16 protein-coding genes and 2 pseudogenes are annotated in these 19,090 nt (G+C 63.9%); 15 read left to right on the top strand and 3 right to left on the bottom strand.

The genetic code is table 11. The features are described 5' to 3' along the window. Nucleotides 1-225: 225 nt before the first annotated feature. The 5 genes from E1J50_RS16470 to E1J50_RS16490 all read left to right on the top strand — a co-directional run bounded on the left by E1J50_RS16470 (nucleotide 226) and on the right by E1J50_RS16490 (nucleotide 3,946). The gene (locus E1J50_RS16470; RefSeq protein WP_132254931.1) at nucleotides 226-477 is read left to right on the top strand and encodes a hypothetical protein; all 252 of its coding nucleotides are present in this window, start codon (nucleotides 226-228) and stop codon (nucleotides 475-477) included. A gap of 181 nt (nucleotides 478-658) precedes the next feature. Next, nucleotides 659-1,096 carry a hypothetical protein gene (locus E1J50_RS16475; protein ID WP_132254932.1) on the top strand — a complete coding sequence of 146 codons (438 nt, stop codon included), beginning with the start codon at nucleotides 659-661 and terminating at the stop codon, nucleotides 1,094-1,096. Between the two features lie 508 nt (nucleotides 1,097-1,604). Further along, on the top strand, nucleotides 1,605-2,522 hold the full coding sequence (locus E1J50_RS16480; RefSeq protein WP_207919227.1) for a ZIP family transporter: 918 nt from the start codon (nucleotides 1,605-1,607) through the stop codon (nucleotides 2,520-2,522). Nucleotides 2,523-2,834: 312 nt separating this feature from the next. Then, a complete protein-coding gene (locus E1J50_RS16485; protein ID WP_132254933.1) occupies nucleotides 2,835-3,224 on the top strand; it encodes a hypothetical protein in 390 nt (129 codons plus the stop codon). 482 nt (nucleotides 3,225-3,706) lie between these two features. Continuing rightward, entirely contained in the window at nucleotides 3,707-3,946 is a 240-nt protein-coding gene (locus E1J50_RS16490) for a helix-turn-helix domain-containing protein (RefSeq protein ID WP_132254934.1), read from the top strand. On the opposite strand, the gene E1J50_RS16495 is transcribed toward E1J50_RS16490, so the two are convergent. Next, the gene (locus E1J50_RS16495) at nucleotides 3,918-4,313 is read right to left on the bottom strand and encodes a helix-turn-helix transcriptional regulator (RefSeq protein ID WP_132254935.1); all 396 of its coding nucleotides are present in this window, start codon (nucleotides 4,311-4,313) and stop codon (nucleotides 3,918-3,920) included. The genes E1J50_RS16490 and E1J50_RS16495 overlap by 29 nt on opposite strands. A gap of 468 nt (nucleotides 4,314-4,781) precedes the next feature. Here E1J50_RS16495 and E1J50_RS16500 point away from each other — a divergent pair, with 468 nt between their 5' ends. From E1J50_RS16500 to E1J50_RS16545, 10 genes and pseudogenes are all read left to right on the top strand, one after another. Continuing rightward, a complete protein-coding gene (locus E1J50_RS16500; protein WP_132254936.1) occupies nucleotides 4,782-5,288 on the top strand; it encodes a hypothetical protein in 507 nt (168 codons plus the stop codon). Between the two features lie 98 nt (nucleotides 5,289-5,386). After that, the gene (locus tag E1J50_RS16505; protein WP_132254937.1) at nucleotides 5,387-6,220 is read left to right on the top strand and encodes a hypothetical protein; all 834 of its coding nucleotides are present in this window, start codon (nucleotides 5,387-5,389) and stop codon (nucleotides 6,218-6,220) included. Continuing rightward, a complete protein-coding gene (locus E1J50_RS16510) occupies nucleotides 6,217-8,412 on the top strand; it encodes an AAA family ATPase (protein ID WP_132254938.1) in 2,196 nt (731 codons plus the stop codon). Before E1J50_RS16505 ends, E1J50_RS16510 begins: the two co-directional genes overlap by 4 nt. A gap of 97 nt (nucleotides 8,413-8,509) precedes the next feature. Continuing rightward, a complete protein-coding gene (locus E1J50_RS16515; RefSeq protein WP_132254939.1) occupies nucleotides 8,510-9,481 on the top strand; it encodes a hypothetical protein in 972 nt (323 codons plus the stop codon). Between the two features lie 1,027 nt (nucleotides 9,482-10,508). Then, nucleotides 10,509-11,852: a tyrosine-type recombinase/integrase gene (locus tag E1J50_RS16520; protein WP_132254940.1), complete on the top strand. Its 1,344-nt coding sequence runs from the start codon at nucleotides 10,509-10,511 to the stop codon at nucleotides 11,850-11,852. Then, nucleotides 11,842-12,603, top strand: coding sequence for a hypothetical protein (locus tag E1J50_RS16525; protein ID WP_132254941.1), 762 nt, complete (start codon nucleotides 11,842-11,844; stop codon nucleotides 12,601-12,603). Before E1J50_RS16520 ends, E1J50_RS16525 begins: the two co-directional genes overlap by 11 nt. A gap of 2,097 nt (nucleotides 12,604-14,700) precedes the next feature. Beyond that, on the top strand, nucleotides 14,701-16,005 hold the full coding sequence (locus E1J50_RS16530; protein WP_132254942.1) for a tyrosine-type recombinase/integrase: 1,305 nt from the start codon (nucleotides 14,701-14,703) through the stop codon (nucleotides 16,003-16,005). Nucleotides 16,006-16,179: 174 nt separating this feature from the next. Then, nucleotides 16,180-17,211 (top strand): aldo/keto reductase, encoded by a 1,032-nt coding sequence (locus E1J50_RS16535; RefSeq protein WP_132254943.1) that lies wholly within the window; start codon nucleotides 16,180-16,182, stop codon nucleotides 17,209-17,211. A 431-nt stretch (nucleotides 17,212-17,642) separates the two neighbouring features. Next, nucleotides 17,643-18,014 (top strand): annotated as a pseudogene (locus E1J50_RS16540) (integrase core domain-containing protein); the annotation flags it as partial. Nucleotides 18,015-18,053: 39 nt separating this feature from the next. After that, nucleotides 18,054-18,356, top strand: a pseudogene (locus E1J50_RS16545) (transposase); the annotation flags it as partial. Nucleotides 18,357-18,385: 29 nt separating this feature from the next. Here the strand turns inward: E1J50_RS16545 and E1J50_RS16550 are convergent. Together E1J50_RS16550 and E1J50_RS16555 are read right to left on the bottom strand one after the other, a co-directional pair. Further along, nucleotides 18,386-18,667 carry a hypothetical protein gene (locus E1J50_RS16550; protein ID WP_132254944.1) on the bottom strand — a complete coding sequence of 94 codons (282 nt, stop codon included), beginning with the start codon at nucleotides 18,665-18,667 and terminating at the stop codon, nucleotides 18,386-18,388. Between the two features lie 98 nt (nucleotides 18,668-18,765). Continuing rightward, the coding region (locus E1J50_RS16555; RefSeq protein ID WP_165937887.1) for a transporter at nucleotides 18,766-19,090 on the bottom strand (325 nt) is incomplete at its 5' end.

Consider the following 19,090-nt stretch of genomic DNA (forward strand, 5'->3'; position numbering starts at 1 on the left):
GGCGCGAGCGAGTGGTCTCGATCATCTCGACGCAACCTGGGGCAGGCGGAATGGGTGCTCCCGCCGCCGATGACGGCTGGATCTCCACACCGAGGTCCAGGGAGATCGCCATGAAGTTGGTACACTAGCGAGCCATTTCGGCGGGCCTCGGTCAGCGAGGCCGGAACGCAAGTATCTGTCCTCCGTTCAACGAGCAGTCCCGCAACATGAACGGAGATTTCGACCATGAGAAACGTGTCGGCATTTGCTTTGACGGCGGCCCTCTTGGCATTCGGCGTCGCACCTTTGCAGGCGGCCGAGAAGGACTGCGCGAGCGAGATGAAGAGAGTGGACGCCATGATGCCGGCCAACCAGGACGCCGGCAAGGCTGCGATGGCTAGGGCCGAGCTGAAGATTGCCTCGGAAAAGGCCGCGAAGAAAGATGAGCAGGGGTGCATGATGCATGTGGGAAACGCCGAGAAGGCGATCAAGCAGTAACTTGGAATTGCCCCAGATCAGATCAACTCTGACAGCGTAGTTCATCCCTTCGTAGAGGCGACTGAGTTTCGCTCCCCCAAGCAGCCGTGGCTCATCGGGCCCGTACGACTGCAGTTGCGCCTAGGCCTTCCCTCCGAGACGTAGGATTGGCCCTCTGATCACCAACACAGGATGGCTTTGCATGCGCACGTTCGCACTCGTTTCTTCGACCGTTCTGAGTCTTGGCCTTCTCACAGCGGTTCCGGCCGAAGCGGGGCCATTCGGAGGCTACCACAGAGGCCACGCGCATTTTGGCGGTCACGGCTTTCGACATGCCGGTTGGCGTGGCGGTTACAACCATGGTTACCGCAGGATTGGCTGGCGCGGAGGGTACGGCTATCGCCGCGTTGGCTGGCGCGGCTATGGGTATGGCTACAGGCGGCGTGGCGTTGGCCTGGGCCTTCTCGCAGGGATCACCGGGCTGGCGGTTGGTTCAGCGCTTGCAGCCAATAGCTATGGTTATGGCTATCCGGCCTACAGCTACCCTGCTTACGGCGGGTATTCGTGGGGCGGCCCGGTCAATGTGGGCTACCGCTACGTGCCGTCCTACGGGTATGGCTATTACGGATACGGGTACTGAGCTTGAGGGGCCGCCGCGTGGCGGCCCCGTTTATCACTGACCGTGTACGCCGATCGCTCCCCTGACCGCTCCCGTCGAGAGGGCGTTACAGCGCTAGCATGCAGCGAGGGCTCCATTGCGTCGAACGAGAGCCGACGGCACGGCGATCACGGCAGGGGCGCTGACTTGACGGTTGCTGGCAGACGGTCGGGCGAGATCTGTCAGCCGGTTGGACTTGGCGTGCCTGAAGAGAAACAGGGCTGCGGCCGCATCCCCATGAAGCCGCAGTAAACTTGATCGTGCTCCCGGCTTGGCTTCGCGCGACCCATGATTGGTCCGCGAAGTTTGGCCCGTCGTCGCACCGGGTGCGACGGGTGCTGGAGTGATCGGGGCGGACCGGGCTGTCGACGGCAGCTCCGTTCAGCTCTCCGGGGCGGTGTGCGGGGCAGCGCTGACGACAGATGCGCCCGCCGATCAGGACTATGCTTGCGCGGCACAATAGCCCTCCAAAGCCCGTGGCAACTCTTCGGTGCTGAAGCGGGCTTGGGCTGATACCCCATACGGCTTTCCCGATCCGAGTGCGGCAGGTTGGTTCGACTGCCTGCCTCGTCACGACGATCTGGCCGGGTGGGTCCGACGGATCTCTCGGAACGAGGCCTCAGGAATTAGCGAGGAGCCGGCTCTGCTCTCGACCACCCTGCTCACCCTCTTGGCTGCCGCCGTGCTCGCGCTGGCACACGTCGTCACACCGTCGCTGCGCCTCCTTGAGGGCACGCCCCGTAGCGCTTGGCTTTCCATCGCAGGGGGCGTTTCCGTCGCCTACGTGTTCGTGCACTTGCTGCCCGAACTTGCGGCGGGCCAGGAGGCCATCAGCCAGATTACGGCGGTGTCGCTCGCCGAGCGGCACGTGTACCTGATCGCGCTCATGGGCCTCCTCGTCTTTTATGGGCTCGACCGCTTGGCCAAGACCTCGCGCTCACGTCGGCAAGGTCGACCGGTACGCGGCGGCCGCGGTGCCGAAGCAGCCGCGGAGGCAGACACCAGCCCGCCCGTGTTCTGGATCCACATGGCGTCGTTCGGTGTCTACAATGCGCTTGTCGGCTATCTCCTCCTCCACCGCGAGGAGATGACCTTTTTGTCCCTCGTGTTCTTCACCGTTGCGATGGCACTGCACTTCGTGGTCACGGATTACGGCCTCAACGAGGACCACAAGAAGCCGTATCATCGTCTGGGGCGCTGGATCCTAGTTGCGGCCATTGTCATCGGCTGGGGAATTGGATCAGCAACGGAGATCTCGCAGGCGGCTATCGCGGCACTCACGGCATTCCTGGGAGGCGGTGTGGTCTTGAACGTGCTCAAGGAAGAGGTGCCCAGCGAGCGTCAGAGCCGATTCTGGGCCTTCCTTCTCGGGGCTGTCGGCTACGCGGGTCTGCTGCTCACGGTATGAATGCCATCGCCTCCGCCGCCGCGTGTGCGGCCTGCGTCGATACTCGGCGCTCGGCTACCGCTTACCCATCGTCTACGAGCAGGGAACGGGGCCAAACATCACAAAAGATTTTGCTCAGCCAAGTCCCCTGACCTTCCAAAAACAGGGCAATCCCAGATTCACCCAGCCGGTCGAGCGCGACCCCGCGAGTCCGGAGTCGGATGCGGATGGTGCATGCGAAATCCGGTCCGCTCGCGGACCGAACCGCATAGCCATGAAGACTGTCGGAGCGGTACTGTCGGCCGCCGCATGATTTAGTACAGCCCGTTCAAGATGATGCGACTGGCGGACCGGATTCAGTTCCTCCGAACCCTTTTCCAGTCCGCCGAAGGAGAGCCGATCTTTGGCGGCGTTTATCGGAGAATCCGGGTGGAGCGAGAGGTCTTCGCGACGAGCACCGAGCGCTCCACGCTCAACACGGGGATAAATTTCGCGATGCAGCCGCAGAACGAGCGCGCAACACGTGTTCAGATGCTCCGGGCGAAGCTTGACGACGCGATCCCTTACGACCTCCGGCCCTTGTGGCGGGAGTTTCTGGTTGCCTTAGACGCCGAGGCGATCGAAACCCGCGAAGCGCGTGCAGGCGAAGAAGAGCACCGGCAAGGCGCCGACGAAGCGAGACAGGACGCGCGTGCCTCCGCGAGTGGAGCGTGTTGCGAGTGAACGACGCTCACCCATCGCGCGAGCGTTCGGGGTGGAGCTGGAGCCGGAGTCCGGCCCTCAACGCGTCTTTGCCGTCGTCATTCGACCGACCCGTCCGGATGCCATGCGATCTCTACCGCAGCCTGTCGATGCGAGGAGTGACGACATGAGCAGCGATACAGCCCTTCGCGATGTCAGCGCCAACCACTTGAGAGACATCGTCACGCAGGCCGTATGCGACTGCCTGAACCGCGGCTTAGGGCCGGATGCAGGCCTAATTTATCGTCTGTGGATCTACGAGCGTACGGCTCGCCAGGCTGGCTTGGAGCGTCAGACGATTCAGGTGATTGCGTCTGGTCGACGCCTCCTGAATCCAGTCGACCTTGCATCCCTGGTCACCTCATCTTCGAAAGCGGCGGTGCCCGCTTCGAAGAGCCTGCCGCATTGCGGAATGTTTCTTAAAGTCCGTGGTCTTAACGTCCTCACATGCATCCCATGCGAGGGTGAAACGAACACATCCAGGCATCTTGCGCGACATCCTTGCCGCGAACCTTCGGCGGCTCAGAACCGAACGAGGCCTCAGTCAAGAGGCGCTTGCCGGCATATGTGGACTTGATCGCACGTACGTCGGCAGTATTGAGCGTGGCCAGCGGAACCTCTCGATCGACAACCTCGAGCGCCTAGCCACCGCGTTGCGCCTTGAACCCTGGCAGCTCATCCGAAAGCTGGATCGCGTCGATTGACGCGCCTGCGGATCTTCGTTCGTGAAACAGGTTGAGTATCACTGGCCAAGCGACCCTTCGCGCTCGCCGACTGGCACCGTTGCTCCCTGGAACGCCGCCTCCAGATGTCGTCGACGATCTTGACCCTCCCGTCCTCGCCGCACTCGAACTCGACCCCTGCGTCGCTAAACGCCCGGACGATCGCCTTCAATGTCCGGTTGCGCGGTTTGCTTCTGTCGGTTTCGATCGCCACGATCGTGCGTCTGACGAGCTTTGCCCGCGCCGCAAGATCATCCTGCGTCCAGTCGAGCAGCGTTCGCGCGGCACGCAGATGACGGGCATCGGGAGCAGCGAAATTTCCGCTTGATGATCTGCTCGGTTTGGGCATTATAGTCATCAGTAGCGGGCGCGATTCGACGCGATGCGTCACGCACCGCAAATCGACCTTTAAGGGCCGGCGGGTCCCGAGCGAACTCGGGGCACCGAAGATCGGCCGAAGGAATGCTTCAGTCAAGAAGACGGAGCTCATTCCTTCGATGAAGGCGTACGCACACCCGACGCACTAGGTTGCGGAAGGTGCGTCGGAATCTCTCGATCGTATCCAGCCAACGGCCGCCCCTCGACCGGCCGGGATCGAGGTTCCAGTATGTCCGCCACCACCCCATCCGATCCGGTACCTCCGGTGCCCGCTTGCCCTCTCGACTGGCGACGGCATCGCGGACGTCGGGAAGTGAGCCGGCTGATCCGCCAAGTATCCACACTCGCGCGGGCGTTCGGCGCGGTCCGCGTTGGAGCGGACGATGTCGTACGCTGTTTGTACGACTGCTCGGGACTTGGAGAGGATGCTGTCGCCTGCGTGGGCATCGACGCCTCGGATCGAGAGGCGACGATCATTGTGCCGACAACTCGCACATGGTACCGCCCGCATCTGCGCACGCTCGTCGATTGCCTGTGCGCAGAAGCTCATGGTCTCGGCAGAGACGTGGCGGTCGTCTCGCCGATCGAAGTGCGCCGACAGCCGAGACTCGGCGGAGCGGAATGCGTCCTTCGCTCGATGAAACCGCCCGCGGCCGGCGATGCGAGCACGCTAGCCCGCAGTATTGCGGCCAGGGGTGGCGCGGCGAATCTCGCAACCTGCGCGGCCGCTCTCCCCGGCCCATACGCCCTGGACCGGATCTTCGGCCTTATGGCTGGGGGGCTGCTATCGATCGACCTCGATATCGAATTGGGCGCCGAAAGCATCGTGCGCCTGCGGGAGGCATCCTGGCCGTTCCCATGGGATGCCCTCGGCTGGCGGTCGGCGAGGCAAGGTCAAGACATCTGGAGGAAAGGCGAGCCCTCCGAATCGCGACGGCGCCATTAGCAGCGGCGAAATCAAGCGCTCCAGGTCATCCGGATCGTCCCTTCGGCCGGTGCGGTCCGAAGCGGCACCTTCGGCCGATCTTCGACAGGAGGATGTCGATGCCCGACGGTGGGATCGTGATCGACTTCGAAACCGGGCTCCCTGTGGTTGCCTCCGCGTGTGAACACAAGAGCGCGCGATGGATCGCCGGCAAATTGGCGAGCGCGCTCGGGCGTTCGTGCGGAGACTCTCCGACGAGCAGATCGGTAGCGGTCAGGTTGGACGAACTCTCAGGCGTCCACGACGAAACGATCGGCCGCCTGACCGCTCTTGCGCTGAACGGAACTCTCACGCCGGCAACCGCCGCGAGGCTCGCCCTTCAACATGCCCGCGAAGTAGGGCAAAGGCCGATTCCGAAGCACTTGCAGATTTCGGATCCCAACGGCCGCTGCCGCCGCCTTGAGCTGACGCTCTCCGGCAGCCCGTTCGATCGGTTCGCATTCCGCCTCCGGAACGGAGAGGCCTGGGTCGGCTTCGCGCCGGCGACGTGCCTTGACCGTCTCTTGGAGGTGTGCCCAAGCCACGGACGAGCGGTTTGCCTGCTGGTCGGATGCGATGCGAAGCGACGGACCGTCGTCCGCATTCTCAGGCTCGGCGATTGGCGAAGCGGCCTTGAGCGCGTGTCATCCGCGGCAGGCCGGCAGACCGCGCAGCAGCTTCTGGTGCTCGGTGGACTGCCCTCTCGGGGGCCGGGACGATCCAGTGCGCTCGCCGCTCTCGCGACTGCCGTCCGGAACGCAGGAAACACCGGACTGCTCGAGCCGATGGGGCGCAGCCGTTCCGCCGAGGCGGCAACTCCGTCGCGCATCGTGCTCGACCTGCTGATGCTGATCGAACTCTCGCTGCCAGGTCTCGTCGATTTCCCTCCCCCTGCCCACGAGCCGGTGCCATGACCCGGAGCGACCGAAAAGTGCCGGAGCAGCGTGCCATAAGCACCGCGGCGGAAGGTCCGATCGGCAAAGCCCGTCTCGCAACCATCGCCCGGCTGCTGCATCTGCTCGAACCGCGGCCCGTTCCCGACACCCGCCGTCCAAGCTCGGGCTCGCTCGACAGTCGCCTCGTCGTGGGAGCCTTCGCGGAAGCGGCGGAAGGCACGGCATTCCTGGGCCCTGAAGTCGTCGGGGCCACAGTTCTCCTCGGCGATGCGCTCGCCACGGTTCCGGATCTACTCGGCCGGATCCTGAGGGCTGCACCCGTGGTCGTGGTGGAGGTCCCGAGTTCCGACTGGATCGAGCCGATGACGAGAGCCGCCGCCGCCTGCTTCGGTACCTCGGGGAGACACGGGCGCGGTCGTTCGCGGGTCGATGCCGAACACTCCGGCGACGCCTCGAACGGGTGCCACGCCGTTGTGATTGCGGAGCGGGGCAGCGGCGCCGGCCGTTATGCCCTGGACGGCGACGCACGGGCGACATCGGCCTTCCGAGACCATCGCCCGCTGATCGGCATCAAAGCCGCCGCGGGTAGGAACCTGCCGGAGGACCTTCTGCAGGCTTGCGAGGCGACGCTCGTCGCAGGTGGTTTCGATCAAGACACAGTCGAACTCGTGATCCGGCACGTAGTGGGAATCGGTCCTTCGCGGAAATTTCCGGCAGAACTCGCTACGGCAGTCGGGCCGCGCGATCTCCGCATCGCAGTCCATCGCTGCCGGGGAGCGGACGGCTCGGCTCGGCGCCTTGCGGATCTGATTGCGTACCGTCGTGCGTCCGGAAGGAGCGAGGACGGTCCGGCCTTGGAGGATCTCCCTGGCTACGGCCCAGCCGCCGAATGGGGCCTCGCCGCGGCCGCAGATCTGGCGTCCTTCGCCCGAGGCGAGTTGGCCTGGGCCTCCTGCCAGCGCGGCGCCTTGTTGATCGGATTGCCCGGTACCGGGAAGTCGGTTTTCGGCAGAGCGCTCGCCCGTCAAGCAGGCGCGGCATTCCTCGCAGGTTCGCTTGCGCAATGGCAATCGACCGGCGAGGCCCACCTCGGCACGACGCTCAAAGCCATGCGCCAGTTCTTCGACGATGCGCGAAGAATGGCTCCCTGTGTCGCGCTGATCGACGAACTCGACTCGTTCGGCGATCGTCGCGGGTTCGCCCATCGCTACCGGGACTACTCCATACAGGTCGTCAACGGCCTCCTAGAATGTCTTGACGGTGCCGAAGGCCGACCGGGCGTTCTCGTGGTCGGGACCACCAACAATCCGGACGGCATCGATCCGGCCATCACGCGTTCCGGCCGGTTCGATCGCCGCATCTTCATTCCGCTGCCATCCCTACAGGATCTCGAGGCGATCCTGCGCCACTACCTTGGCGGCGAGTTGGGCGGCGAGAGCCTTGAGAAGGCTGCACGGTCGGCCACCGGTGCTACGGGTGCCGATTGCGCAGCCTGGATCAGATCGGCCCGGAGCCGGGCAAGGCGCGCCGGACGCGGTCTCACGCTCGAAGATCTTCTACACGAGATTCGGGCATCCAGTCCGGCGATTTCCGCGGCCGTCGAACGCCGCATCGCCATTCACGAGAGCGGGCACGCCATTGTCGCGCAGACCCTCGGGATGCAGATCGACGACGTGGTTCTCCGGTCACCGGATCCGAGCGGTACTGGCTTCACAGTCTGCAGATCTCTAGACGCAGCCACCCGCGAGGGCATCGCAGACGTTCTCACGGCGCTTCTCGGCGGAAGAGCGGCGGAAACCCTCGTGCTGGGTGCGCCCTCGACGGGCGCCGCCGCCGATCTCGCGGCGGCGACGGCACTCGCCGACGACATGCACCATCGATGGGGCATGGGAAGCAGGCTCGGCGTTGCGGTCGCGAAGAGCTCCACCCGGAGTGTCCGCGTCGTCGAGCGTGAATTGCGCCTAGCGTTGGACAGAGCGACCAGAATTCTCGTCGACCGCCGCGAACAAATCGACGAGATGGCGAACGCCCTGATTGAACGGCGAGCGCTTACGGGGGCGGAAGTGTCGGAAATGCTTCGCCCGGCAGCTGAGGGTGCGGACGGCTTCCGCAGGGATCGGTTCGGGAGCGACACCGTCGCGTCGCAGCAGCACGACGCCAGAAGCGCCTGTGCGGACGAACGCGCGGCTCCCGGGAGCCAGGATCGATAATAGCCGGGTCATCAAGCGCGGCGCTCCGGATGTTCACGGTGAGCGGCCTGTCGCGGGCACGAAGCACCACACGCTGACCGCGCCGACGGAGGCTCGGATGAGCACGCAGCATGACTTTTGGATCGAACACGGGAGCATTTCCATGAACTGCGGCCTTCCACCAGCAGGTATGCGAGCGATGCGGCGATGCGGAACGCCCCGATCCTTCCGCGGCCTGCTCTCCGGTACCCGGGACGACGGCCTTCTCCGCATCGAGTTCACATCCGGCGCCATCACGCTGCACCAATGTCCGATGTGGACCATCGATGAACTTCTGCTTCAGCCAGCCCTCCTCGGGCCGGGGCTCTACATCCTTGTCGGCATGGGAGAACGCGCCTCGAGCCGGCCCCGTGCTCTGATCGGTGAAGGCGGTCTGCTCCAGGAGCGCCTGACCGCCCACTCGACCGACCCGAGGCTCGACTTCGTGTGGGATGTGGTCGCCGTGACAGGGCCGCGTGTGATGTGCGAGACGATCCGCCTGATCATGCAGCGCAGACTGATCGACGAGATCCGTCACCACGGCTGCGTAGACATCGCGAACAGGCACGACGCGGAACGGCATTCCGGCTCGGAGTTCGACCGAGTCGCGGCCGACGAGATCATGTGCGACCTGCGCCCGCTGCTCTGCCTCGCCATTCCGGGTCTCGTCTCGACCGTCGAGCCTGTGGTCGTTCCGATCGGTGCGCGCACTCCCTCGCCACCGCGAGGCGTCGACCAAGCAGCCCCGACCTGGACCAAACACGAGCTTCGATACCGTGGCGCCAACGCCATCGCCTCCATTGGCGGAGGATCGACCATTCTCCATCCTGGTTCGACGATCATCGGAGCGGTTCAACCGAGTCCGCGCTGGTTGATCGTGCAGCGGAGCCGATTAGCGGTCGACGGATTGTTGGAGGACGTCGGCGACGGGAGATTGGTGCGGGTGAAATCCTTCATCACCTTCAAGTCGGTCGGCGATGCCACGTCCTTCGTCACGGGTGGCGCATCCCTCTCGGCGAGACTCGCCTGGATGCTGCTCGACGACACGTAGACCTCCGTGCATCTGCCGCGGCGAAAGCCCGCCATTGGGGTACGATATCGGACAACGGACTGCCGGGTCGGCGGTTCGCGGGGTGCCTCCGCGGGCAGCGAGGAAGGAACGGAGCGCGCAGAGGACTTGCACATAGTCGCCTGAGGCTAAGCGACTACTGGCGCATTTCGTGGGACAGCCGGCCCAAAATCCCTTCCGACGTATGATCCGCGAAGGAGCAGATTTTGCATTTAGTCCTATACTAGTAGAGTAGTCATACCTCGCGGGTCGACCGCTGGGGCGCGCTCATTGCTTCCGCAAAACGGCAAAAACTCTCGTCCTTTCAGTATGTTGGCGGCGTACTGGAGACGCGCCGGCCATGGACATCGCGGGCAGAACGCGACAAAAAGGGAGCGACGACGGTGGCGCACGGGAAGGATATCGTACCTAGCAGGCTCTCGAGCCGGCCGCACCCGGCGGATTGGGATCCCGAGGATCCGATCACATTGCAGGAGGCAGCATGTCTGTTCTGGCCACAGGGCCCCCTGACGACGAAGTCGCTCCGGACCGCGGTGCGCGATGGGCAACTCGCCGTGGCGATCGTGGCCGGCAAGATGTTCACCTGTCCCCGGGCCGTCAGGGAGATGATGACATTCGAGCGCAGAGTGCAGCTTGGCGAGGTTTCAAGCTCCGGAGCGCCGCGTGCATCAACCTCCGGCAGCCAGGGTCTGGACGACGACCACGAGGCTGTTCTGGCTGAGGTCAGGCGATTCCAAGTGGCGGATGAGCAAGGATGCCGGCCACACGATGAGGCGGCCGTCAATCGACGTCCGAAGAAGCCTTCTGTCCACTCGCGTGCGGGACGGCGATTCGCGACGAGACGATAGCCACCGATTCGAGAGCTCGTTGCGCGGTACAGCCACTGGGCTGCGCCCAGGGGCCGTCCGGCCGGGACTGACTGCGAGAACGACGGCGGCGAAGACGGCACGCAGGGTCCAGCCCCGGCCTGCAGCAATTTTGATCCCCTCGCCTGACGAGGAGTTGCGCCATGAGCATTCATGCCATCGGGGCCTTCCTGCGCCCCGCTCCCGGACCTGAGAGGAAGCCGCCCCGCTTGGTGAAAGGCAGGCGGCGCGGGAAAAAGCGGTTCTGGAAGATTCGGCACGATGGACAGAAGGAGATCTCCACGCGCTGCGTCGTTGGAAAGGACGACGAGAAGGCGGAGCGCAAGTTCCTAGAGTTTCTTCTATCCCGCTCGATCAAGTGCCAGGCGGACGACGATTGGCGCCGCATCAAGATCGAGGCGCTCCTGCGCGATCATGCCACCGCGATCGAGCCGACCAAGGCTACGCCTCCCAAACAGCGGGAATATCTTCAGTCTCGTCTCCGCCGCACCAAGAAACTGATCGAATTTTTCGGTGAAACGAAGCTCGGCGAGTTCGGCATCGCTTCGGGAAACGCCTATATCGCTTGGCGCACCAGCCAGCAGATCGCCACCCAATCGTCCGAGGTCGCTCCGGACGCGCTCAGGCGCGTGTCCCCCAACGAAGCTGTGAAGGATCTCCGCGAGTTGCGCCGCGTCTTCCGCGTTGCGGCGCAACATCATCACATTCCCGAGCCGGTCGTCATGCCCCTGCGGGCGGAAGAGAAAGACCTGCGGATCGGTCTCACGCGCAAGCAGGTTGCACAGCTCCTCTGTGCCTGCCGCGGACGCGTCTGGGACTACGAACGGAATGGCTGGCGTCGTGAGACGATAGCCGATGATGCGAGTGGTCTCAGGATCTTCGGCCGATTGGACCTGGTGCCTAGGTCACCCGCGCTCGCGCGTTTCGTCCTGATCGGCGTCGGCACGGGCACGCGGCACGCCGCGTTGAGGCGCCTGCGCTGGAATAGGCATGCAACGGACGGTTCGCCCGATCTGAAGCGCGGGATTCTGCACCGGAAAGGCACAGGTGCGAGGGAGACCACGAAGAGGCGGAGTCCCGTACTACTGCCGAGAATGCTGCGGGCTCACCTCAGACGATGGCACCGGGCCGACAGTGCGGCGAAGATCGACTTCATCATACATACGCGCAGGGGTCGGCGCTACCAGGTGGGATTGTTCAAGCAATTCGAAGCCTTGGTCCATCGCGCAGGGCTAAATCATAGGCTAAACAAGGCAATCGAGGGAAACATCACGGCGCACAATCTGAGGCATACGATTGCCCATTGGCTTCTCGATAGTGGCGCGTCCGAAATAAGCGTCGCCGACTTCTTAGGATGCACTGTGGAAACGCTCGCTAGATATTACGGCAGCCGTGCCATCAATGGACACATAGCCGTTGTCGACTGCATCAACGACCTCAAGGAAATGATACCCGCGGCTCCAGATGAGGACGACGATGTCGATTGACATCCACCGTCTGGAATTCTCCGGCAGGGCATCGAGGTTTGCAGCCAGAGGCACGATCGAACGTGACCAGCTGATCGCTCTGCTGAATGCTGAGACTTGGCGCAACCGCCGGACCGTCTCGGAATGGGTGCCGTACCGGAACGCGGCAATCGTCGCGCTTTCGAGTCTCTGCGGCGCGTCCCCCCGCGAACTGTCGCTGCTCAACGTCGGCAATTGGCGACCGGGGGGGCGGAGCGTTCTATCGATCCCGCCCTCGGCGGCAATGGGCGGCCATTGGCGCAGCCGCGAGATCCCGGTCCTGGAGACGGCCAGGATCGTCGTCGGCCGCTATCTCGGCCGCCATCCGGGCGCCCGCGATCTTGCATCTCCGTTGCTGATCACGAAGGCGGGGACGCGCCTCGGCCCGAAGTCCCTCAACCACTTGGATCGGAGGGCTCTGACGCTCGGAATCTGCCGCCCCGGTGAGAGGTTGACGGGCCTTCTCCGGTCGTCGTTCGAACAATGGGTCGGTTCTGCAGGCGCCGAGGATGGTGCGGAGGAGGCGCTCCTTGGCTACAGCCGCTCGGAGTTCGGCGGCGATGGGAAGCCGCCGCCCGAGCGGCATCTCCGCACGCTACTGGAGCGGGTCCATCCCTTGGCCAAACCCGACCGACGAATCTGGGCGAGTGCCGGCAGTCGATCTCCGGCTCCGGCGTCCGAACTCGACCAATCTCACGAACTCCTGGCCTCCCTGCGCGGCGGACGCCGCTGAGCCTCGGGGCTGCCTCACGCGCTGCGGGAAGAGCCGGGAGCGTCGGCCTGCGGGGCAGCGGTGCGCAAGCTTCATCTGCGCCGCGCTGCCGGACCAGCATGAACGGTGGGCCGGAATTGCCGCCGGCTCTGTTCGGACTTGCGCCGCCAAGACTTCCGGGCTCCCTGCGTCCTCGCCCGATTCTGCGCGACCGGACCGCGAAAATCTCAGGCGTTTCCGCGCACCAGCCAGTCGATGCAGCGGAGCCGATCCGCCTGATGGGCGACGGCGAGTGAACCTCGCCGGCGCCGGTCAGATGTTGTATCCGGGGACTGCGGGCCATCTCCGATTGTCCGAGCGGAGACGAGTTGCCGACGTGCTCTGCACCGCTTCCCGTTTGCGCTTCCGGCTGTCCCGCGGCCGGGGCGGCGCCGATCCACAGTGCGGCGTGGCCGAGGAGCACGATGTGGCACGCCGGAAGGCGTGGTCCGGCTCGCTTCCGGGAAGGCATCGGCGCCGTGCCGGTCGCATTTGTACCGACGAGGCGGGCGATGCGAAGCCGAGCGATGAACCGTCGTTGCAGCGAGCTGATTGTGGAGGTGTGGTGTGGGAGTACCGCGCATGCGGCGAATCCAGGCAGGTGAGTTGGCAGAGAGGTTCGACGGAACCAGCCGCCAGCGGCGGGACTGGGAAGGAACGGATTGCGCGGCCGCACCTTCGGACGGCGCCGATCGGCTCCATGCGACCCGCCCGACAAACCTGGGTAATCTATGGAATTTCTGCAAATTCCCGAGGGGCTGACCAGGAACATCTTAATTTCTGCCAGGGAGGTTGGCAGGGAGGTTTATCCAACTGTCACAGCAACCCGCTCCGGCGAGGTGTAGGCAGCAGTCTCTCGTTCAGCATGCTCCGAGGTTTGAACCGGAAGGCAGACAAGAATCCAAAGGCAGAGTGCGGGCGGCAGTTCAGGACAAACTGTGGAACAGAGCCGCCCGCCAAGAGCGGAAACACCGGCTAAGGCCCTTCTCCTGCGGGGAGGATTGGGGAGAGGTTTCGTTCCCTTCCTCCACCCTGCGAGGATGGCGGCATTCGGGATGTGCCTGTCAGTCGTGAGGCCTGCCGCTTTCGAACCCGCACAGCGGACGGTGCGACGCCTGAGCAGAGTGCCTGATCACGAGGGCCAGTTCGTCGACCTTCCCGAGGCGAGCCATAGGCCTTTGCCAGGGAGAGACTGCCAACTCGCCTCCCAAAGTTGATTTGAGATTAGGCAGCCGACCTTGGCTTTACATGCTTGCGGGGATGCCGGCGGCCACAAACTCAGAAGATTGTGCCCACCTTCGCCACATGACGGAGGGGTTACCCAGGCCTTTTGACAGCAGCGCAACGAAAAATTGCTGAAAAGCGCCCTCCTTGACGGCTGGACCGTACATCTAGCCCCAGGTCTCAACCCGCTCAAGCTTGCTGTGCCCAGGGTACCGGGATGCCTCTGGACGTAGAGAGTGTGAAGGAGTGGAGCTTCTAAGACTTCCTGCTGTTGGCGCTGTCACTGAGAAGGGTAGAGGCAAGGATCAACCTTGCGCAGCGGACTGCAAGAGCCCTCAAAGGAGCCTAGCAGATGCTGTGCTGCGAAAAAGTTACGGATGCAGTGAAGGAATGGGCCGTTATGTCTACCACCAAGCCGACGTGAGGTATTCCCTCAAAGAGGAACGAAAGCAGCCAGCAGAGGTCCGGGTCGATCGTCGCAGACCAACGAAAGGAACGACAAGCCCGCGGCCAATTTCGGGATAGGGAGTTGCTTTGAAGAAGAGGCTCTCGACGGAAATGGGACCCAACCGAGACCCAGCCGCCCGGCACTTGAGCCTACGGCCGAGGCGAGACCATCTAAGTCGTTGAGAAGAATGGTGGGCGCACTAGGGTTCGAACCTAGGACCCGCTGATTAAGAGTTCTCGCAGGCAGCGGGTAAGATCGCCTACCGGGGGGTCCAGTTCTCTGCCAAGCAACGGAAAATACTCGCTTTTATCCGCGTCGCCCGCTAACCTTGGCCTTGCGATCGGATCCGAACGGGTCCGAGCGAACCTGCAGAAAACCTTATTCCGCTGGAGCCTGGGTTCGAACAAATGGTGAACAAGAACGCCCTTAAGTTGACCCGCACCTCGATCGACCGCCTGCCCGCTCCCGATCCGAGCGGTCGTCAGCGCCTCCTCTTCGACGCTGAGCTCAAGGGCTTCGGCGTGCTCATCTCCGGGAATACCCAGGCCAAGAGCTATGTGGTCCAGCGCGACGTGAATGGCAGGACGAGACGCATCACCGTCGGACGCACCAACATCCTCAGCTTGGAAGAGGCGCGCCGCAGAGCCATCGGCCTCCTGGCTCAGCTCGCAGGCGGGATTGATCCGAAGGAAGAGAGGCGCCGGGCACAGGCGAATGCAATCACACTGAGCGAGGCGCTTGAGAGCTACCTCACGGCACGCAAGGTACTGAAGCCAAGCACCGTGCGCGACTACCGCGCGAACGTGGACCGGTACCTGACAGACTGGAAGGATCGGCCACTGCGCTCGATCACCCGCGAGATGGTCGCAGCCCGTCACACCCTGATCGCGTCACAGATTTCGCAGCGAGCAGCTCCCAAGGGCCGCCAGCGACAAATGGGCAGCGCCGTCGCAGGAACCAGCCTTGTCTCCGCTGCGGGTTCCAGTTCAGCCAATGGCGCGATGCGCGTGCTGCGCCTAGTGTTCAACCATGCTCTTGCAGTCAACCCGGAGATCGGCAGCAACCCAGTCGGCCGGCTGTCGGCGACGAAGGCATGGTTCAAAGAGGAGCGGCGGACAGATCTCGTGCGGGCGCATGAGCTGCCCGTCTGGTATCATGCCGTCCACGATCTGCCCAACCCGGTGCAGCGCGACTACCTGAAGCTCCTGCTGTTCACCGGGCTCCGGCGGAATGAGGCGGCCTGCCTGACGTGGGACCAGGTTGATCTGCGAGCGCGGCTCCTCACCATCACCGAGAACAAGGCCAGCCGCCCGCTGCAACTGCCACTGTCCGATCACCTCATGGATCTGCTCGTCGCACGTCGCGCGTTGGGGCTGGCAGGACCTTGGGTGTTCCCGGCCAACAGCCGTTCAGGGCACATAGAGGAGCCGCGTGCGGCTCTCGAGGCGGTGGCAGCCGTATGCGGCATCTGGGTTTCTGTGCACGGCCTGCGGCGCACGTTCATCACGGTTGCGGAGAGCTGCGACCTCTCAGCCTACGCCCTTAAGGCACTGGTCAACCACAGCCTCGGGCGTGACGTCACGGCAGGCTACATCATCAGCGATCCTGAGCGCCTCCGCGAGCCGATGCAGCGCGTCACCAACCGCCTGAAGGAGCTAGTTGGCTTATGCGAGTTGGCCGATAACGTGAGTCCACTCCGTACTGCGTCCTGATCATCGCACCTGCACCAGGTCGCAGAACGCGTGTGTCGCTGATCGACGCAGACATCCCAGAATGTATTAAGATCGGGACTCGACAGACTGGCCGCCCTTGAGCATGCCACGAATTCAACTGTCGCAGGTTGGCGCTTCAGGAGCAGAAATAGGAACGCTCAGACGGGGGCTTGCATGGAGCATCGGCAGTTTGGGCGGTCTGGGCTGAAAGTGCCCGTGCTCGGCCTTGGAACGGCGACCTTCGGCGGCATCGGCGAGTTCTTCGAGCGCTGGGGGCGGACGGATGCCGCTGAGGCGGAGCGCCTCGTTGATCTCTGTCTTGAGGCGGGCGCCAACTTCTTCGACACTGCCGACATGTACTCGCAGGGCGTCGCGGAGGAGATCCTCGGCCAGGCGCTCAAGGGTCGGCGGCACCGCGCCCTGGTCTCCACCAAGGCAACGTTCCGCTGTGGCGAGGATGTCAACGGCGTCGGCTCCTCGCGCTATCACCTGATCCGCGCCTGCGAAGCCAGCCTGAGACGGCTCGGCACCGATCACATCGACGTCTATTTCATGCATGGCTTTGACGCGCTGACGCCCGTCGAGGAGACGCTGCGCGCGCTTGACGACCTCACCCGCGCGGGCAAGATCGGCTACATTGGCGCCTCGAATTTCTCGGGCTGGCAGCTCATGAAGGCGCTCGCGACCTCCGAGCGCTATGGGCTCGCGCGCTACGTTGCCTACCAGGGCTACTACTCGCTGATTGGCCGGCACTACGAGTGGGAGTTGATGCCACTCGGGCTCGACCAAGGGGTCGGGCTGATGGTGTGGAGCCCGCTCGGTTGGGGGCGGCTCACCGGCGAGATCCGCCGCGACCGAGCAGCGCAACAGGGTCGTATCGCTGCGGGCGGAGCGAGAGGCGGGCCGCGGGTCTCCGACTCTTACCTATTCGGCGTGCTCGACGAGCTCGTTGCCGTCGCAGAAGAGACGGGCAAGACCGTGGCACAGGTGGCGCTGAACTGGCTGCTGACGCGCCCTACAGTCTGCAACATCGTGGTCGGTGCGCGCACCGAAAAGCAGCTGAAGCAGAACCTCGGCGCGACTGGCTGGACGCTCACGCCTGAGCAGTTGGCACGTTTGGACGCAGCAAGCCAGGAGCCGCCGATCTATCCCTACTGGCACCAGAAGGGCTTCGACGAGCGCAACCCGAAGCCGACGGTGTGGTGAATGAGAACAGCGATTTCTTTCGCGCTGAGATATCACCTGCCGAAAGTTCTAGGCGCCCGCAGGATGCCACTCGGTCCAGCGAGGCGAGCGGCGAACACGAGAAGCTTGAGCATGCAGGCGCTGCCATCCCATCTCAGGATCAAGGACAAACAGGTAGGTGCCTTTCTGCTCGCCGCCTGACCGATTGCCTCAAACCGCAGCGTAACGCCTGTTTGCCGGCTTGGATTTTGACGCCAGCGACCATCGAATCGAAGCTCTGCGTTGAGAACCGCGTTACTGGCCGTGCGTGATCAGAGCGCATTGTTCACAGTTTGGGTCATCCGCTGCCTATTGTTCCCCAGCTCGGCGCACGCAGCAGACCGGCGAGGCTGACGATCTACACCGCGAGCTAGAAGGAGCAGGTGGCCGCCACGGCAGAAGCCGTCGCACAGCTGGAGCAGGCGCTGCACGAGCGTCGACCTGTCCGAGGTGCCGGGCTCGTGCATCATTCGGATCGCGGAGGGCAATACCTCGCGCTGCGCTACACGGAGCGGCTCGCCGAGGCCAGCATCGAGCCCTCCGTCGGCAGCGTCGGCGACTCGTATGACAATGCCTTGGCCGAGACGATCAATGGCCTGTTCAAGACCGAGGTGATCCACCGGCGCAGTCCGTGGCGGACCCTCGAGGCGGTCGAGTTTGCCACCCTGGAGTGGGTCGACTGGTTCAACAACCGGCGGCTGCTCGAACCCATCGGCAACGTGCCTCCTGCCGAGGCGGACGCGCGCTACTATGCTCAGGCCGAGGTCCAAGCCTTGGCCGCCTGACCCAAGCCAATCAGCCTCCGGAAAACCTGGAGCGGTTCAGCCATCCCGCTGCTCGATCAGCTGCCGGGCGTGCCCAAGTGGGTGGTGGCCGACCGGGGTTACACCAGCCATCGCTTCCGCGAGCACATTTGGGGCATGGGCGCACGGCCTGCGATCCCGCCGCAGCGGCACGAGGCCCCTGTCGCCTGTCCGGATTGGATCTACACCAACCGCAACCGGATCGAGCGCCTCTGGGCGCGGTTAAAGGAGTGGCGCGCCGTCGCCACCCGCTACGAGAAGACCGCCACCAGCTTCGCCGGTGTCCTCTGCCTTGCCGCCGCACTCGACTGGCTCAAGCCATAACAGGCCGTAACAGACGGTGAGCGCAGTCTTCATCTCTTCGGCTTGTCCTTACCATCTATATAAGCAAGGCTTGGAGGGAAGCGGGCCGTGCTTTGTTTTAAGAACAGGGCTTCTACTCGGACAACCTGCAGCGCCGACCAGTTTTTGCCGTTTGGGGCAGGCTCACCCCGAATATTTAAAACAGAGGCAATTTCAGTTGGGGTATTAATTCCTCCAGCGCGAAGCTCCGCAAGTATCGGCGTCAGCCGCTTCACGAAGTCGAGATGAGCTTGATCCAGCGCGCGATGACTTCCGGATGTTTTGCGGCCCATTTGCAATCAAACAGCATTATGACACTCAAAAAATAAAAACGCGCCGGTCCGCGGGGACCGACGCGTCGTTTATCGCGCAGATTATACTGAGTGATGTCTCAGTACTTGCGGATCAGCGGAGCCGGGGCCGGAGCCGGGGCGACGGCCGCGGTGTAGAGCGGCACGATCACGCGGAACCAGCCCTCGGTCGCCTCGGCGCCGGCGACGCGGTTCACGATGTGGCGGGCGGCGTAACCCTGGACCGTGAAGGGTCCGAAGTCGTAGCCGATGAGGCCGCCGAGAGCGAAGTAGCCAGCGCGCGCGCCGCCGAGGGCGACGGGCGAGAAGCGCGAGTTGTTGGCGAGGTCGGTGGTGCCGTAGCCGATCGCACCGATCTCCCACTTGCCGAACTTCTTGGTCGCCGTCAGGTCGAGGTTGAGGGCG

Origin of the sequence: Methylobacterium segetis (genome assembly GCF_004348265.1) — a bacterium.
GTDB classification, from domain to species: Bacteria; Pseudomonadota; Alphaproteobacteria; order Rhizobiales; family Beijerinckiaceae; genus Methylobacterium; species Methylobacterium segetis.

Bases quoted from the DNA above. Each gene is read 5' to 3' on its own strand.
- E1J50_RS16470 (WP_132254931.1), top strand. From the start codon at position 226: ATGAGAAACGTGTCGGCATTTGCTTTGACGGCGGCCCTCTTGGCATTC.
- E1J50_RS16475 (WP_132254932.1), top strand. From the start codon at position 659: ATGCGCACGTTCGCACTCGTTTCTTCGACCGTTCTGAGTCTTGGCCTT.
- E1J50_RS16485 (WP_132254933.1), top strand. From the start codon at position 2,835: ATGATGCGACTGGCGGACCGGATTCAGTTCCTCCGAACCCTTTTCCAG.
- E1J50_RS16495 (WP_132254935.1), bottom strand. From the start codon at position 4,313: ATGCCCAAACCGAGCAGATCATCAAGCGGAAATTTCGCTGCTCCCGAT.
- E1J50_RS16505 (WP_132254937.1), top strand. From the start codon at position 5,387: ATGCCCGACGGTGGGATCGTGATCGACTTCGAAACCGGGCTCCCTGTG.
- E1J50_RS16510 (WP_132254938.1), top strand. From the start codon at position 6,217: ATGACCCGGAGCGACCGAAAAGTGCCGGAGCAGCGTGCCATAAGCACC.
- E1J50_RS16515 (WP_132254939.1), top strand. From the start codon at position 8,510: ATGAGCACGCAGCATGACTTTTGGATCGAACACGGGAGCATTTCCATG.
- E1J50_RS16520 (WP_132254940.1), top strand. From the start codon at position 10,509: ATGAGCATTCATGCCATCGGGGCCTTCCTGCGCCCCGCTCCCGGACCT.
- E1J50_RS16525 (WP_132254941.1), top strand. From the start codon at position 11,842: ATGTCGATTGACATCCACCGTCTGGAATTCTCCGGCAGGGCATCGAGG.
- E1J50_RS16530 (WP_132254942.1), top strand. From the start codon at position 14,701: ATGGTGAACAAGAACGCCCTTAAGTTGACCCGCACCTCGATCGACCGC.
- E1J50_RS16535 (WP_132254943.1), top strand. From the start codon at position 16,180: ATGGAGCATCGGCAGTTTGGGCGGTCTGGGCTGAAAGTGCCCGTGCTC.
- E1J50_RS16550 (WP_132254944.1), bottom strand. From the start codon at position 18,667: ATGGGCCGCAAAACATCCGGAAGTCATCGCGCGCTGGATCAAGCTCAT.